Source organism: Hydrogenophaga sp. BPS33, from assembly GCF_009859475.1.
Classification (GTDB): domain Bacteria; phylum Pseudomonadota; class Gammaproteobacteria; order Burkholderiales; family Burkholderiaceae_C; genus Hydrogenophaga.
On sequence record NZ_CP044549.1, the window covers coordinates 1,838,578 to 1,853,216 of the forward strand.

The 14,639-nt window shown below is 68.8% G+C and carries 14 protein-coding genes; 11 read left to right on the forward strand and 3 right to left on the reverse strand.

What is annotated here, in order from left to right; all coding sequences use genetic code 11:
• From F9K07_RS08690 to F9K07_RS08700, 3 genes are all read left to right on the forward strand, one after another.
• Positions 1 to 507, forward strand: a complete 507-nt coding sequence (locus tag F9K07_RS08690; RefSeq protein ID WP_159591534.1) for a tripartite tricarboxylate transporter TctB family protein — start codon at positions 1 to 3, stop codon at positions 505 to 507.
• 75 nt (positions 508 to 582) lie between these two features.
• Positions 583 to 2,157, forward strand: a complete 1,575-nt coding sequence (locus F9K07_RS08695) for a tripartite tricarboxylate transporter permease (RefSeq protein WP_159591537.1) — start codon at positions 583 to 585, stop codon at positions 2,155 to 2,157.
• 335 nt (positions 2,158 to 2,492) lie between these two features.
• Positions 2,493 to 3,449: a tripartite tricarboxylate transporter substrate binding protein gene (locus tag F9K07_RS08700; protein ID WP_159591540.1), complete on the forward strand. Its 957-nt coding sequence runs from the start codon at positions 2,493 to 2,495 to the stop codon at positions 3,447 to 3,449.
• 89 nt (positions 3,450 to 3,538) lie between these two features.
• Here the strand turns inward: F9K07_RS08700 and F9K07_RS08705 are convergent, their stop codons facing one another.
• The gene (locus F9K07_RS08705) at positions 3,539 to 4,450 is read right to left on the reverse strand and encodes a polysaccharide deacetylase family protein (protein WP_159591543.1); all 912 of its coding nucleotides are present in this window, start codon (positions 4,448 to 4,450) and stop codon (positions 3,539 to 3,541) included.
• A gap of 95 nt (positions 4,451 to 4,545) precedes the next feature.
• Between F9K07_RS08705 and F9K07_RS08710 the strand changes: the two genes are divergently transcribed.
• From F9K07_RS08710 to F9K07_RS08745, 8 genes are read left to right on the forward strand one after another with little or no spacing between them, the layout of a single operon-like run.
• The gene (locus F9K07_RS08710; protein ID WP_159591546.1) at positions 4,546 to 5,436 is read left to right on the forward strand and encodes an FAD binding domain-containing protein; all 891 of its coding nucleotides are present in this window, start codon (positions 4,546 to 4,548) and stop codon (positions 5,434 to 5,436) included.
• On the forward strand, positions 5,433 to 5,918 hold the full coding sequence (locus F9K07_RS08715) for a (2Fe-2S)-binding protein (RefSeq protein ID WP_159591549.1): 486 nt from the start codon (positions 5,433 to 5,435) through the stop codon (positions 5,916 to 5,918). Before F9K07_RS08710 ends, F9K07_RS08715 begins: the two co-directional genes overlap by 4 nt.
• On the forward strand, positions 5,915 to 8,278 hold the full coding sequence (locus tag F9K07_RS08720; RefSeq protein ID WP_159591552.1) for a xanthine dehydrogenase family protein molybdopterin-binding subunit: 2,364 nt from the start codon (positions 5,915 to 5,917) through the stop codon (positions 8,276 to 8,278). The genes F9K07_RS08715 and F9K07_RS08720 overlap by 4 nt, the downstream gene beginning before the upstream one ends.
• Positions 8,279 to 8,296: 18 nt before the next feature.
• On the forward strand, positions 8,297 to 9,082 hold the full coding sequence (locus F9K07_RS08725; RefSeq protein WP_159591555.1) for an SRPBCC family protein: 786 nt from the start codon (positions 8,297 to 8,299) through the stop codon (positions 9,080 to 9,082).
• 26 nt (positions 9,083 to 9,108) lie between these two features.
• Positions 9,109 to 10,800 (forward strand): class I adenylate-forming enzyme family protein, encoded by a 1,692-nt coding sequence (locus tag F9K07_RS08730; RefSeq protein ID WP_236581853.1) that lies wholly within the window; start codon positions 9,109 to 9,111, stop codon positions 10,798 to 10,800.
• Positions 10,797 to 11,234, forward strand: coding sequence for a PaaI family thioesterase (locus tag F9K07_RS08735; protein ID WP_159591558.1), 438 nt, complete (start codon positions 10,797 to 10,799; stop codon positions 11,232 to 11,234). The genes F9K07_RS08730 and F9K07_RS08735 overlap by 4 nt, the downstream gene beginning before the upstream one ends.
• Positions 11,234 to 12,241, forward strand: coding sequence for an NADPH:quinone oxidoreductase family protein (locus F9K07_RS08740; protein ID WP_159591561.1), 1,008 nt, complete (start codon positions 11,234 to 11,236; stop codon positions 12,239 to 12,241). Before F9K07_RS08735 ends, F9K07_RS08740 begins: the two co-directional genes overlap by 1 nt.
• 4 nt (positions 12,242 to 12,245) lie before the next feature.
• Complete coding sequence (locus F9K07_RS08745) at positions 12,246 to 12,941, forward strand: class II aldolase/adducin family protein (protein ID WP_159591564.1); 696 nt, start codon at positions 12,246 to 12,248, stop codon at positions 12,939 to 12,941.
• Between the two features lies 1 nt (position 12,942).
• Here the strand turns inward: F9K07_RS08745 and F9K07_RS08750 are convergent, their stop codons facing one another.
• A complete protein-coding gene (locus tag F9K07_RS08750) occupies positions 12,943 to 14,223 on the reverse strand; it encodes a type II toxin-antitoxin system HipA family toxin (RefSeq protein ID WP_159591567.1) in 1,281 nt (426 codons plus the stop codon).
• A gap of 15 nt (positions 14,224 to 14,238) precedes the next feature.
• On the reverse strand, positions 14,239 to 14,553 hold the full coding sequence (locus F9K07_RS08755) for a helix-turn-helix transcriptional regulator (RefSeq protein WP_159591570.1): 315 nt from the start codon (positions 14,551 to 14,553) through the stop codon (positions 14,239 to 14,241).
• Between the last annotated feature and the right edge of the window lie 86 nt (positions 14,554 to 14,639).

The window sequence follows — 14,639 nt, forward strand, 5'->3', positions numbered from 1 at the left end:
ATGATCAAGAATCTGCAGGATTTTCTGGCGGGCCTGTTGTTCGTGGCCTTGGGCCTGGGCTTCGGCTGGGCCGCTTCGCGCCACGAACTGGGCGCCTCGGCCGACATGGGGCCCGGCTATGTGCCGCTGCTGCTTGGCCTGCTGCTTTGCGTGCTGGGCCTACTCGTGCTGTTCAAGGCCTTGACCTTCGAGGCCCTGGGCAGTGGCCGTGTGCGGCACTGGGGCGTGGGCCCTTTGCTGCGCGTGCTGGGCGGCCTGCTGTGGCTGGCCTTGTGCAGCGGGCCGGCGCAATGGCCCTGGGTCGGGTCCTGGTTCGCGGGCTGGCCCACGCTGGGCGTGGCGCTCGGCGTGAGCGGCCTGGTGTTCGTGGTGGTGTCCGGCGCGCCCGGCGGTTCGAGCGGGCGCGTGTGGTGGTGGGCGTTCGGATTGGCGGCGCTGGTGTGTGCCGTGTGGGTCGGCCCGCTGGCGCTGGACGTGCCGCTGTGGCCCCGGCGCGCGGGCCTGTGAGCGCGGGCCGATGAGCGCTGCACGGCCGTTCCGAAGGCGCTCAGCCCCGCAGTGCGCAGCGCGGAGGGTAGCCGAATGAGCGCTGACTTTTCCTGGTGGAGCTCGCTGGCGCAAGGCCTGGCCGCCGTGTGGGGTTGGCAGGCGCTGGGCCTGACCTTGTTGGGCGTGGTCGTGGGCAGCGTGTTCGGCGTGTTGCCCGGGTTGGGGCCGGTGTGCGCCATTGCCTTGCTGCTGCCCGCCACGCTGGGGTTGCCGGCGCTGCCCGCGATGCTGGTGCTCGCCGGTGTGTACTACGGCGCGCAATACGGCGGCTCCTTGCCGGCCATCGTGCTCGACCGCCCGGGGGAGGCCTCGTCGGTCATGACCGGCCGCGACGGCCATGCGCTGGCGCTGCAGGGGCGCGCGGGCGTGGCCTTGTCGGTGGCCACCGGCAGTTCGTTCCTCGCGGGTTGCGTGGCGGTCGCGGCGGTGGTGGTGCTCGCGCCCTGGGTCGTGTCCCTGGGGCTGCGCTTCGGGGCCGCCGAGCGCTTCATGTTGCTCGCGGTGGGACTGGTGGGGGCGACGGTGCTGGCCTCGGGCTCGTTCATCAAGGCCCTGGCCATGACGGTGCTGGGCTTGCTGCTGGGCCTCATGGGCTGGGACACGCACACGGGCACCGTGCGCTTCGTGCCCGGGGCGCTGGAGCCCTGGCTGGGGCGGCAGGACGGCTTGGCCGAAGGCGTGGGCTTCATCGCCCTGGCCCTGGGTTTCTTCGTCGTGGCGCCCGTGGCCGCCGAGTTGGCCGGCCTGTCCGCCCTGGCACCCTCGGCATCCTCGGCACCTGCCGCGCCCCCTTCGCCGAGCGCGGCCGTGACCGATTGGGACGCGCGGCCGACACGCGAAGAGATCCGGCACACCATGCCCTCCTTGCTGCGCGGCACGGGCCTGGGGGCGGTGCTCGGCCTGGTGCCGGGTGGCGGCGCGCTGCTCGCCTCGCTGGCGGCCTACCGGGTGGAAGCGGTGGTGTCGCGCGACCACCTGCCGCCGCTGGGCCAGGGCAACCTGCGCGGGGTGGCCGCGCCCGAAGCGGCCAACAACGCCGGTGCCCAGACCGCCTACCTGCCCATGCTGGCCCTGGGCTTGCCACCCAACACCGTGATGGCCTTGCTGCTGGGCGCGCTCGGCTTGCACGCGATCGAACCCGGACCGTCGGTGATGGCCACGCAGCCGGTCCTGTTCTGGGGGCTGCTCGTGTCCATGTGGGTGGGCAACCTGCTGTTGCTGCTGTTGAATCTGCCGCTGGCCCGCTGGTGGAAGCCCGGCCTGCTGCGCGTGTTGCAGGTGCCGCGCCGCGCCTTGCTGGTGGCGCTGCTGGTGGCCGCAGGCCTGGGAGCGCTCGCGCTTGGGTCCCATGGCTGGGGGGTCTGGCTGGTCATGGGCCTGGGGTTGCTGGGTTTCGTGCTCCAGCGGCTGGGCGGCGAGGGGGTGGCGCTGCTGCTGGGCTACGTGCTGGCGCCGGCGCTGGAAGAGCAACTGCGCCGCGCCCTGCAACTGTCGCGTGGCGACTGGTTCGTGTTCATCGAACGGCCGGTCTCGGCGCTGTTGCTGATGGCCGCCATCGGCTTGCTGCTGGTCGTGGTGCTGCAGCCGAGGCGGCACGAACCGCGCTGAGCGGACCGGCATGGCGCGGGCGGCGCGCCGCTCCTCGCCCATGGATGCACCAAAAGCGGGTGGCCTCTGTACCAAAAACAGTACGGCGCACGGGATTGGACGTCCCGTTCCCTCAATCTCGCGGGTGGACGTGGGTTTAAACAGGCCTGGATGTTGCTTTGGATGAAGAGATGGACCGGAATCGGTTTTTGAAATTGATTTGTTTCAAAATTGGTTTTGGGGCCATAATTTGTCTGGTTGGCATTCGACCAGCCTTCACCAACCCACTGGGGATACGCACCATGTCGCTCGGAAAACTCACACTCCCGCTTTCTCGGCTCCGCCGAACCACGCTGATGGCGCCGTTGTGCGGCCTGCTGCTCGGCGCTGCCTTTCAGGCCCAGGCCGCCACGACCGACAGCTACCCCGAGCGCCCGGTCACGATCGTTGTCTCCTTCTCGCCAGGCGGCGGGGTCGATGGCGTGGCGCGCATCCTGGGCACGGCGCTGGCGAAGTCCTTCAAGCACGGCGTGGTGATCGAGAACAAGCCCGGTGGTGGTGGCGTGATCGGCGCGCAGGCCGTGGTGCGCGCGCCCGCGGATGGCCACACCTTTCTGTTGGCCGATCCCGCCTTCGCCGTCACGCCAAGCCTGATGGCCAAAGCGCCGTACGACATCGACAAGGACTTCAAGGCCGTCTCCACCATCACCACATCGCCGCTGGTGCTCAGCGTGCCCGTGGCCTCGCCTTTCAAGACGGTGGTGGAGCTGCAGGAGGCCGGGCGCAAGGGCGGCAAGGACTACACCTACTCGTCGGCCGGCATCGGCACCTCGCCGCACATGTCGGGCGAGCTGTTCCGCCTGCGCGGCAAGGGCAACTTCGTGCACGTGCCCTACCGGGGCAGCGGCCCGGCCATGGCCGACCTCGTGGCGGGCAACATCGACTTCTCCTTCTCGACCATGGCGGCGTCCCTGCCTTTCATCCGCGATGGCCGCCTGCGCGCCCTGGCCACGACCGGCTCCGAGCCCGTGGCCGAGCTGAAGGACGCGGTGCCCCTGGCCGCGTCCCTGCCGGGCTTCGACGTGCGTTTCTGGACCACGCTGATGGCGCGCTCCTCGACGCCGCCGGAACTGGTGAAGAAGGTGAACGATGCGGTGCGCGTGGCGCTCGAATCGGACGAGGTGCGCCGCGCCCTGCGCAACATCGGCGAGACCGCGACCTACATGTCTCCCGAGAAAAGCGGGGACTTCGTGCTCGGCGAATACAAGCGCTGGGGCGAGGTGGTGAAGGACGCCAAGATCTCGTTGAACTGATCGCCGTGGTGGCACACCCGGCCCGCTTGGCCGGATGTTCTCTCCAGCCGGTACAGGGCGAGCGCCTCTGCGTGGCGATCGCCCTGTCTTTATGGGGTGGCCGACGGATCGGCCATGATGCCCGCGGGCAACTGGGCGCAGTGCGTATAGATGTCCCCCGGTCGCGCGAACCAGACCTGGTCGCGCAGCGGGTGGTTGACGATGTGCTGCAGCGCGCGGCGCAACGCGCGCAAGCGGTAGGGTTGCCCGACGATCATGCCGTGCAGGGCCAGGCTGAACACCAGCGGCTGTTTCTCGCTTTGCTGCAGCATCTCTTCGAACTGGTCGATGATGGCCTGGCTGAAATCGTCCGGGCTCTGCTGGCGCACGAGCATCTGGGGCGAGTCGTTCAGTTCGAACGGGTAGGGCACCGACATGATGCGTCCGCCCCGCGTCTTCATCCACAGCGGCTGGTCGTCGGCGGGCCAGTCCATCACGAACTTGAAGCCGGCTTCGTCCAGCAGGTCGAGCGTGGTCTTGTTGACCGACATCCAGGGCGGCATCCAGCCCATGGGCGCGCGGCCCCAATGCTTCACGATCTCGTCGCGCACTTCCGCGATGAAGCGCGCTTCGTCGGCTTCCCACATCCCGCTGTGCCGTTCGGCATTGGTGCGTCCATGGGCGATCACCTCGTCGCCACGCAGGCGGATCCGCTCCAGAATCTGGGGCGCGTATTCGAACAGGGTGGTGTTGATGAGGTGCGCGGCGGGCAGGCCGAGCTCGTCGAACAGGTCGAAAAGGCGCCACACGCCGACGCGGTTGCCGTAGTCGGACCACGCGAACGCACGCTGGTCGGGCGAGGGCAGCGGCACCGACAGCGAGTGCGACAGCCCGGCACCAAAGGCAAAGTGCTCGATGTTCAGCCCCATAAAAAAGGCCAGGCGCTTGCCGCCTGGCCAGGTGTAGGTGGGTCGCTCCGTGATGGGGCTGTAGGCGTAGCGGCCGTGATGGGGAAGCAACATGGACATTTTCCTGAAAACGCGAGATTGCCCATGAATTGTACCAAAATTGGATATAATTCCAATATTGATGGTTTGAACGCCTTCCGGAGAGTTTGATGAAGCCCAGCAAATTCACGTACTACGAGCCGACCTCCGTCGAGCAGGCGTTGGTGATGTTGGCCGACGTGATGGACCAGGACGGGCGCGTCATTGCCGGCGGGCAGACGCTGGTGCCCGCCATGGCCTTGCGGTTCGCCCAGCCCGCCTACCTCATCGACATCAATGGCATCGAACCCTTGAAGTCCCTGGCGCTGAAAGACGGCGCCCTGGAGATCGGCGCCTGTGTGCGCCACGCGGCGTTCCATGCACCGGTGTGCGAAGGCGTGCTGGGCGCGCTGTTGAGCGAGGTGGTACGCCACATCGCGCACCTGCCGATCCGCAACCGGGGCACGTTCTGCGGCAGCCTGGCGAATGCCGACCCCGCCTCCGAGTGGTGTCTGGTGGCCACCACCTTGAACGCCCGCCTGCAGGCCCGCAGCGTCAACGCGGCACGCGAGATCGAGGCCGCGCATTTCTTTCTGGGTTACATGACCACCGCGCTGGCGGCCGACGAACTGCTGGTGTCGGCCCGGCTGCCGCTGCTGCCCGCCACGACGCGTTTCGGCTTCGAGGAAGTCAGCCGCCGCGCCGGCGACTTTGCGCAGGCCGTGGCGCTGGCGGTGGTCGAGCGTGATGGCGAGGCCTGGCGCCACGTGCGCCTGGGTGTGGGCGCGGTGGAAAGCACGCCGCGCCGCATCGCCGCCGCCGAGGCCTTGCTGGAGGGGCGTGTGCCCACCCCGGATCTGCTGGAAGAAGCGGCGCGCGCAGCGGCGGCCGACGTCGCGCCGCTGGACACCACCGAAGAAGGCATGCGCTACCGCCGTCACGTCACGCAGACGGTGGTGCGCCGAGCGCTGCTCAAGGCCCTCGCGCAACCCGAACTTTCCCCATCGACTGGACGAGCATGAACAGGATCGAGATCACCTTGCGGGTGAACGACGAGGCTTTCGACATGAGTGTGGAGCCGCGCCGCAACCTGGCCGACGCGTTGCGCGAGGAGTGTGGCCTGACGGGCACGCACGTGGGCTGCGAGCACGGTGTGTGCGGCGCGTGCACGGTGCTGGTCGACGGCGAACCGGTGCGCTCGTGCCTCATGTTCGCGGTGCAGGCCCAGAACAAGCGCATCGAGACGGTGGAAGGCCTGGCCTGCGGTGAGCGGCTGCATCCGCTGCAACAGGCCTTCGTCGACCAGCATGCGCTGCAATGCGGTTTTTGCACGCCGGGTTTTCTGATGCTGGCCAAGGGCGTGCTGGAGCGCAACCCGCAGGCCAGCGACAGCGAGATCGTCGACGCCATTTCGTCGAACCTGTGCCGTTGCACGGGGTACCAGAACATCATCGCGGCCGTGAAGCAGGTGCGCGACAGCATGAGCGGAGCGCAGTGCTCATGAACGCGACGCCCTCGCTTTTCGAAGACCCGGTGGTCGACGCCGTGAGCGCGCCAGCCGATGCCGATGCGGTCATCGGCAAGTCCGTGACCCGCCTCGAAGATCGCGTGCTGGTGCGCGGCGAAGGCCTGTTCGCGGCCGACGTGAACTTTCCGCGCCAACTGCACATGCGGGTGGTGCGCTCCCAGGTGCCGCACGGGCTGCTGCTCGGTGTGGACATGGAGGCTGCGCGGCAGCTGCCGGGTGTGGTGGCGGTGTGGTCGGGCGCGGACGTGGCCGAGATTCCCCCCATTCCGTTTCGCGCCACCAAGGTGCAGGGCCTGGAGCCCTATTGCCAGCCCATCCTGGCGCAGGGCTATGTGCGCTACGTGGGTGAACCCGTGGCTGTCGTGTTCGCGCACGATGCCTATGTGGCCGAAGACGCGGCGGCGCTGGTGCAGCCCGACATCGAGGTGTTGCCGCCCTTGATGGACGCGCGCGAGCCTACGCGCGAATTCGCGCCGGGCCTGAGCACCGAGCCCACGGTGATCCGCAAGGGCTACGGCGATGTGGACGCGGCGTTCGCGACCGCCTGGGCCACCGTGGAGCTGGATCTGGCCGTGGGCCGCCACAGCGGCGTGCCGCTGGAGTGCCGTGGCGCGGTGGCGCGCTACGACGCGTCGCGCGGCGTGCTGGAGATGCACGGCGCGGCCAAGAAGTCGCACTGGAACCGCGACGAGATGGCCAAGATGCTCGGCCTGCCGCCTTCGACCATGCACCTGTACGAAGGGCACGTGGGCGGTGGGTTCGGGGTGCGTGGCGAGCTGTACCCGGAAGACGTGCTGGTGTGCCTGGCGGCGATGCGCTTGCGCCGACCCATCAAGTGGGTGGAGGACCGCCGCGAGAACCTGCTGGCGACCAACCACTCGCGCGAGCAATACCACCGCATCGCGGCCGCCATCGACGCCGACGGCCGCATCCTCGGCATCCGCAACCGTTTCTTCCACAGCCAGGGTGCCTATGTGCGCACGCACGGCCCGCGCGTGGCCGACATGTCGGCCGGGCTGCTGCTGGGGCCGTACCGCGTGCCGGCCTATGACGTGGCCGCGCATTACCGCCTGACCAACAAGACGCCTGCGGCGACCTACCGCGCACCGGGGCGCTACGAAACCACCTTCGTGCGCGAGCGCCTGATGGACGCCATCGCCGTGCGCGCCGGGATCGATCCGCAGGAGGCGCGCCGCCGCAACCTGATCGACAAAAGCGAGATGCCCTACACGCGTCCGCTGGATGCGCTGGGCGTGGACGTGGTGCTGGACTCGGGCGACTACGCCGGCCTGCTCGACAAGACGCTGGCGCGCGCCGACTGGCCCCGCCTGCGCCAGGACATCGCGCGCCGGCGCGAGCAGGGCGAGCGCGTGGGGCTGGGCCTGGCCATGTTCGTGGAAAAGTCCGGCCTGGGGCCCTCGGACACGGTGCGCCTGACGGTGGACCGCAGCGGCGCACTCGAACTGGTCACCGGCGCCGGTTCGGTCGGCCAGGGCATGGAGACCGCGCTGGCCCAGATCTGCGCGCACGAGCTCGGCGTGGACTACCAGAGCGTGCGCGTGATCCGCGGGCGCACCGATCAGATCGAGTTCGGCAATGGCGCGCACGCGTCGCGCGTCACGGTCATGTCCGGCTCGGCCACGCAGATCGCGGCGCGCAAGGTGCGCGACAAGGCGCTCGATGTCGCCTCGAAGATGCTCGGGGTGGCGGCCGAAGCGCTGCACATCCGCGGTGGCGTGGTGCGGCCCAGGGGCGACGCGGTCGCGCCCGGTGTGAGCCTGGCGCAGGTGGCGAGCTACCTGCACCCGAGCCAGAAAACCAGCGACGGCTACGCGCCGGGCCTGTCGGCCGAGGGCTGGTTCTACAGCGAGCACATGAACTACCCCTATGGCATCCACATCGCGCAGGTGCGGCTGGACGAAGGCACGGGCATCGTGCACGTCGAGAAGTACTGGGTGTCTTACGACGTGGGCCGCGCGGTCAACCCCAAGATGATCGAGGGCCAGATCGTGGGGGGCCTGGCACAGGGCCTGGGTGGCGCGCTATTCGAGCAGTTCACCTACGACGCGTCGGGGCAGCCGCTGTCCACCACGTTCGCCGACTACCTCATGATCACCGCGCACGAAATGCCGCCGGTGGACGTGCTCATCACCGAGGACGCGCCGAGTCCGCTCAACCCCCTGGGCCTCAAGGGCGCGGGCGAAGGCGGCACCAACGCGGCGGGCGCGGCCATTGCCGCCGCCGTCGACGACGCACTGGGCCGGCCCGGTGCGATCGACCGCCTGCCCGTGCTCCCCGAAGACGTCATTCGCCACCTCGCGGCGCCGCGCGCCTGAGCCGATCCAAGGAACCCGATGCAATTCACGAACAGTTTTGAGGTCTCGCTGCCGCCCGGTGAGGCCTGGCCTTTGTTGATGGACATTCCCGTCATCCTGCCCTGCATGCCGGGCGCGGAGCTGGTGGAGCAGATCGATGCGCGCACCTTCAAGGGCAAGGTGTCGGTGCGCCTGGGGCCGGTGGGCCTGGTGTTCCTGTGCGACGCGCGCTTCACCGAGATCGACGACGAGAAGCACCGGGCCCAGGTGGAAGCGGACGGCGCCGATGCCAAGGGCCGTGGCACCGCCAAGGCCTCGATCGCCTTCCAATGCCAGCCCTCGGCCGTGGGCTCGAAGATCCTGATCACCACCGACCTGGCGCTGTCCGGCGCGGTCGCGCAGTACGGCCGGGGCGTGGGCCTGATCCAGAACGTGGCGAACCAGATCATCCAGCAGTTCTCGCGCAACCTGGAAACGCGCATTGGCCAGATCAAGGCCCATGCGCTCGCGGGTGGCCAAGATGCCGCTGTGCCAGAGGCGCCCCGTGCATCGCATGGCGGGCCGGCACCGTTGGCAGCCGGTGCGCGCAACATCCCAGGCGATCCCTACACCGATGGCTATAGACAAGGTTTCGGCGCAGGCTATGCGGCCGGCCACGCCGCCGGCATGGCGACCGCCGTGGCCCTGCAGCGCGCGGGCCAGCCCGTGGTGCTGCCAGGCGAACTGCCGCCGCTGCCGCCGAGCCAGCCCATCGGCGGCATCTCCCTCATCTTTTCCTCGCTGTGGGCCACCGTGCGCGGCTGGTTCGGCGGACGCACCCGCTGACGCGGCACATCTCCCAGGAGCATCCCTTGACCATCAAGAAGAACACGTCGCTGACCCTGCTGTCGGTGGAGGACATCGAGCGCTACACCGCCGCGGGCCACTGGCGCGACGAGACCATTTACGCCAGCCTGCGGGTGCATGCGCTGGCGCGGCCGGACAGCCCCGCGATCCGCGACGGCGCCACGCGCATGACGTACGGGCAACTGCTGGTGTGCGCCGATGCGCTGGCCGCGCGCCTGCACGCCGCGGGCGTGCAGGCCGGGCAACGGGTGGGCCTGTGGACCTCCAGCCGCGTGGAGACGGCGATCGTGTGGCTGGCCTGCTCCCGCAATGGCTACACCTGCTGCCCTTCGCTGCACCGCGACCACACCGTGGGGGACGTGGCGAGCCTGATGCAGCGCGTGCGTGCCGCCGCCTTCGTCGGGCAGCGCGGCTGGGGCGCCGACGCGGCGCGCCACAACATCTTCGAACGCCTGAGCGGGCTGGACACCTTGCGCCTGACGATCGAGCTGGGCAGCGAGACGCCCGAGGCCGATCTGCTCGCGCCCTTGCAAGGCGGCGCGGCGGCTGCGCACGACAGCGCCGAGACGCTCAGCACCGATCCCAACCGCGTGGTCTACCTGGCGTTCACCTCCGGCACCACCGGCGAGCCCAAGGGTGTGATGCACAGCGACAACACGCTGTTGTCCAACGCACGTGCCATCGCCCACGACTGGAACTTCGGTCCCGGGTCCGTGCTGTACACCATGAGTCCGCTCAGCCACAACCTCGGCCTGGGCGCGATGATCAGCGCCTTCGCCACCGGCGCCGAAATCGTGGTGCACGATGCGCCGCGTGGCACCAGCCTGGTCGACCGCCTGGTGGACACCAACGCCACCTTCCTCTTCGGCGTGCCCACGCACGCGATCGACGTGCTGAGCGAGCTGCGCACGCGTGGCCTGAAGAAGCTGGGCCGGCTGCAGGGCTTTCGCATCTCGGGCGCGTCGGCACCGCAGGAGGTGGTGGCGGGCCTGATCGAACACGGCGTGATGCCGCAAAGCGGCTACGGCATGACCGAAGCCTGCTCGCACCACTACACGCTCAAGACCGATCCGCCCGAGAAGATCATCCAGACCTCCGGGCGCAGCTGCCCGGGCTACGAGGTGCGCATCTGGTCAACCGAAGACCCGGACGTGGAATTGCCCGCGGGCCAGATCGGCCAGATCGGCGGGCGCGGCGCCAGCCTCATGCTGGGCTATTTCGACAACCAGAAGGCCACCGAGGAGTCGTTCAACGCACACGGCTGGTTCATGACCGGCGACCTGGGCAAGCTCACCGAAGACGGCTACCTGGTGATCACCGGCCGCAAGAAAGACCTGATCATCCGTGGCGGGCACAACATCTACCCCGCCCACATCGAGAACCTGGCCATGCAGCACGCCGCCGTGGCGCGCGCGGCGGTGCTGCCGGTGCCCGACGCGCGGCTGGGCGAGAAGGTGTGCCTGGCCGTGATGTACCGGCCCGGTCAGTCGGCCAGCGCCGATGCCTTGCTGGCCCACCTGGACGGCTCGGGCCTCTCGCGCTACGACATGCCGGAGTACTTCGTCGCGCTCGACGACATTCCGCTGACCGCCAGCGGCAAGATCTTCAAGCGCGCTCTGGTGGACGACATGCAGGCCGGGCGCCTGGACCTGGTGCCGGTGCAGTTCAAGCCAACGGCGGCTGCGGTGGCCACGTGATCGACGCCAGCGAAGCCCTGGCGCGCCTGCGCCACGAATTGAGCCACCCGCCCTTCCATGCGGTGCTGCGGCCCGAGCCGGTGTCGGTAGACCCGGCCAGCGGCACGGTGGTCATCCGCCTGCCGTACCAGCCCGTCTTCGGGCGCGCAGCGGGCAGCCCCGAAGTGCACGGCGGCGTGGTGGCCGCGCTGATCGACCTGGCGGGGCATGCTGCGGTGTCGGTGCAGATCGGACGCATGGCACCCACCATCGACCTGCGCATCGACTACCTGCGCCCCGCGCCCGCGCAGGACCTGTTCGCCACCGCGCGCGTGGTCAAGCTCGGGCGCGCCGTCTCGCGCGTGGACATCGACGTGCACGACGCGGCGGGCAAGGTCGCGGCCATGGGCCGTGGCTCGTTCAGCAGTCTTTCAACCAACGCAGAGGAGCCGTGATGAAAGCCGTGTGGATCCGGGAGTTCGGTCCCGTCGAATCGTTGCAGATCGAAGAGGTGGCCGATCCGGTGCCGGGCCCGGGCGAGGTGCTGATCGACGTGCAGGCCACCGCCGCCAACTTCGTCGATCTGCTGGTGGTCACCGGCAAGTACCAGTTCCTGCCGCCCCGCCCGTTTGCGCCGGGCAAGCTGCCTGCGGGCATCGTGCTTGGGGTGGGCGAGGGCGTGGCCAACGTGAAGCCGGGCGACCGGGTGTTGACCCTGGCCGAGCAAGGCGGCTATGCGCAGAAAGCGCTGGCCCAGGCGTCGGCGTGTTTCCCCATTCCCGACAGCCTGTCGTTCGTGGACGCGGCCAGTATGGCGCTGGCCTACGACACCGCCTGGTTCGCGCTGTGCGACCGCGGCCGCGCCAAGGCGGGCGACACGGTGCTGGTGTTGGGCGCGACCGGGGCCGTGGGGCTGGCGGCGGTGCAATTGGCGAAGGCTTACGGCCTCAAGGTGATCGCCGGGGTGTCCAGCGCGGCCAAGGCCGATCTGGTGACGAGCGCCGGCGCGCACGCCTGGATCGATCTGTCCCGGGGTGATCCGCGCGAGAGCATTCGCGAACAGGTCTACGCCTTGACCGACGGCCAGGGTGCGGACATCGTGCTCGATCCGCTGGGGGGCGACTTCTTCGATGGCGCGGTGCGCGCGGTGGCCTGGTGCGGCCGCCTGGTGGTGATCGGCTTTGCGGCCGGGCGCATTCCCACGCTGAAGATGAACTACGTGCTGCTCAAGAACATCGAGGTCAGCGGTGTGCAGGTGAGCGACTACCGCAAGCGCACGCCCGACAAGATGGCGCACTGCATGGCCGAGATCTTCCGCCTGTACGGCGAGGGACAGCTCAAGCCTTCGCCCACGCAGACCTATGCGCTGGAGTCGGTCGTGGAAGCACTGGGCGCACTGCAGAATCGGCAGGCCACCGCACGCCTGGTGCTGCTGCCCAATGGCGAGCCGCAAGGCCGTTGAAACCATGACCGACACCGAACACAAGAGCCGCCAGGAGCTCGTCACCGCCAACCACATCCTGGCGCGCGAAGGTGTGATGGATGCCTTCGGCCACGTCAGCGTGCGCCACCCGGCGCGCGCGGGGCACTTCCTGCTGTCGCGCTCCAGGGCGCCCGAGCTGGTGCAGCCCGACGACATCCTCGAATACGACGCCGAGGCGAACGCGCTGGACGGTGCGGGCCAGGCGCAATACATCGAGCGCTTCATCCACAGCGAGATCTACCGCGTGCGCCCGGACGTGGTGGCGATCTGCCACCACCACAGCCCCTCCGTCATGCCTTTCAGCGTGGCCGGTGTGGCGCTGGTGCCGGTGTACCAGCACGGCGCGATGATCGGCCGCCACGTGCCGCTGTGGGACAGCCGCGAGGCCTTCGGCGACACCAACATGCTGGTGACCAATGGCGCGCAGGGCGCCTCGCTGGCCACGGCCCTGGGCGCGCACTGGATGGCGCTGATGCGCCACCACGGTGCGACGGTGGTGGGCACCAGCCTGCGCGAACTGGTGTTCCGTTCGGTGGTGGCCTGCAAGAACGCCGACTACCAGTACCGCGCGATGGCACTCGGGCCGGTGGCTGGCCTGACCGAGGGTGAGATCGAGCTGGCGGCGAAGGTGCCGGCGGCGGCGATCGACAGGGCTTGGGATCTTTGGGCGAGGGCTTGATTCAGGCGGCGAACACGCGGGCCATCACCTGGACTTCGACGCGGGAGAGGTCGAGCTGGGTGGCCCGCTCTCGCCAGGTCGAGACCACGGTCGTGATCTGCTCCACGATGGCTTGGGCCGCGTCGGCGGAAAGGCGGTAGTACGGTGCCGTGGCCAGCAAGGTGGGCATGTGCGGCGCGGCGGACCTGCCGTCCCACGTCAGGGCGTGCTCGCTCTTGGCGGGATTGGGGTTGATATCGAAGGCGGGGGCGAGCCGCCAGCCGGAAGGCGTGAGTAGAAAGCCGTGGTTGCGCAGGTGGTCGTCGCGGTTGCCGACCAGCAGGTTGAAGACGGCGCGGCGGAACAGCTGCTCGAGATCCTCGGTGAGGCCCGACCCGCCCAGGTTCTCGATGGCTTCGACGATGTCCAGGTAACTGCCGCCGGTCTGGCCGTCGTGGCGCTCCAGCAAGGTCATGGCCGACGCCACCATGCGCCGTCCTTGTCCGCCGCCCGGCGCCACGGCCAGCCGGTCGAAGCGGCTTACGCGGTAGGTGTGGTAACGGTCGCTCAGGCGCTCGCGGTCGGCCGGGGGCATGTTGATGCCGGCATCAATGGCCAACAAGTAGGTGAGGTACTCCCAACTGCCCCAGTCGTAGGTGTCGTAGTGGCCCGGAAACTTGGCCAGCCACAGCGTGCCATCCGGCATGGTGAAGGATGCCTTGGGGCGCGCACCCCCCAACGATGTGCCAGATGCGATGAGCATGGCCAACCATTGCTCGTACTCGGGCATGGCCTCGGGGCGCGGCCCATCCAGTTGTCTGGCCACTTCCGCCATCGCGCGCAGATCGGTGGCGGGTGGGGCGGGCAGGTGGCTGTTGTCGAGGAACGGCGCGCCAGGGCCGCGCCGAAATCGCAGGGCCCCGGCCCGGGTGAGGTCGTGCACGCCGAGCAGGTAGAACAGCTCGTTCATCCGGGCCATGGGCCGTTTTTCCTGGAGGGCGGCGTTTGCCTCGCGGCGTTCCATCAACACCCTACCCCAACGGTCCGGCGCGCAATCGGAAAAGATGCCGAAGCCCCTGCCGTCTGGCGAATGCTGTTCGCCAGCGACCAGCGCCAGCCGCGGGTCTATCGACGTAGCGCCGGGCCTGTCCAGCCAGGCCTGTGTGTAGGCGAACGAAGGTGCCAGATCGAGGCGCTCGGCCGCGGGGTAAAGCTTGCCGATGTGGGCCGCCGCGCCGAGCTCGGGCGCGTCCAGGTGGACCTCCAGCAGAGGGCGGCTTGTGCGGGCGTTTTTCGTGGCCATGGGATTTTTCGCCGGTCAGGGACCCGTGGCACGTCCGCGTGAGCGCAGGGCTTTGGCGTCCATCAGCTTCTGGCCCAGGGTATCGTCGGCCGCGACACCGTCGATGTCCCGCTCCAGCCCGAGAACCCGCAGCGCCTTCAGGTACGTGCCCAGCGACACGGCCGGGTCGCCCGACTCCAGCCGGGTCAGGGTGTTGCGGGAGATGCCGACGCGCTCGGCAAACAGCGTCGCGGGCAAGTCACGCCGACAGCGGGCCAGCTCGATGCGCTGGCCGAGGCCATGGGCGATCTTCGTCAGCGAAAGCGAAAGAGGGTGCTGGGTGCGTGCCATTGCATGCTCCATATTTGAAACAAAAAGTGAATATTTTGTTCATTATATGGAGCATCTTGTGAGTGATCGAAAAAATATCGGTTCAT

Excerpts from the sequence above, each read along its gene's own strand:
- F9K07_RS08690 (WP_159591534.1), top strand. The coding sequence starts at position 1 with ATGATCAAGAATCTGCAGGATTTTCTGGCGGGCCTGTTGTTCGTGGCC.
- F9K07_RS08695 (WP_159591537.1), top strand. The coding sequence starts at position 583 with ATGAGCGCTGACTTTTCCTGGTGGAGCTCGCTGGCGCAAGGCCTGGCC.
- F9K07_RS08700 (WP_159591540.1), top strand. The coding sequence starts at position 2,493 with ATGGCGCCGTTGTGCGGCCTGCTGCTCGGCGCTGCCTTTCAGGCCCAG.
- F9K07_RS08705 (WP_159591543.1), bottom strand. The coding sequence starts at position 4,450 with ATGTTGCTTCCCCATCACGGCCGCTACGCCTACAGCCCCATCACGGAG.
- F9K07_RS08710 (WP_159591546.1), top strand. The coding sequence starts at position 4,546 with ATGAAGCCCAGCAAATTCACGTACTACGAGCCGACCTCCGTCGAGCAG.
- F9K07_RS08715 (WP_159591549.1), top strand. The coding sequence starts at position 5,433 with ATGAACAGGATCGAGATCACCTTGCGGGTGAACGACGAGGCTTTCGAC.
- F9K07_RS08720 (WP_159591552.1), top strand. The coding sequence starts at position 5,915 with ATGAACGCGACGCCCTCGCTTTTCGAAGACCCGGTGGTCGACGCCGTG.
- F9K07_RS08725 (WP_159591555.1), top strand. The coding sequence starts at position 8,297 with ATGCAATTCACGAACAGTTTTGAGGTCTCGCTGCCGCCCGGTGAGGCC.
- F9K07_RS08740 (WP_159591561.1), top strand. The coding sequence starts at position 11,234 with ATGAAAGCCGTGTGGATCCGGGAGTTCGGTCCCGTCGAATCGTTGCAG.
- F9K07_RS08745 (WP_159591564.1), top strand. The coding sequence starts at position 12,246 with ATGACCGACACCGAACACAAGAGCCGCCAGGAGCTCGTCACCGCCAAC.
- F9K07_RS08750 (WP_159591567.1), bottom strand. The coding sequence starts at position 14,223 with ATGGCCACGAAAAACGCCCGCACAAGCCGCCCTCTGCTGGAGGTCCAC.
- F9K07_RS08755 (WP_159591570.1), bottom strand. The coding sequence starts at position 14,553 with ATGGCACGCACCCAGCACCCTCTTTCGCTTTCGCTGACGAAGATCGCC.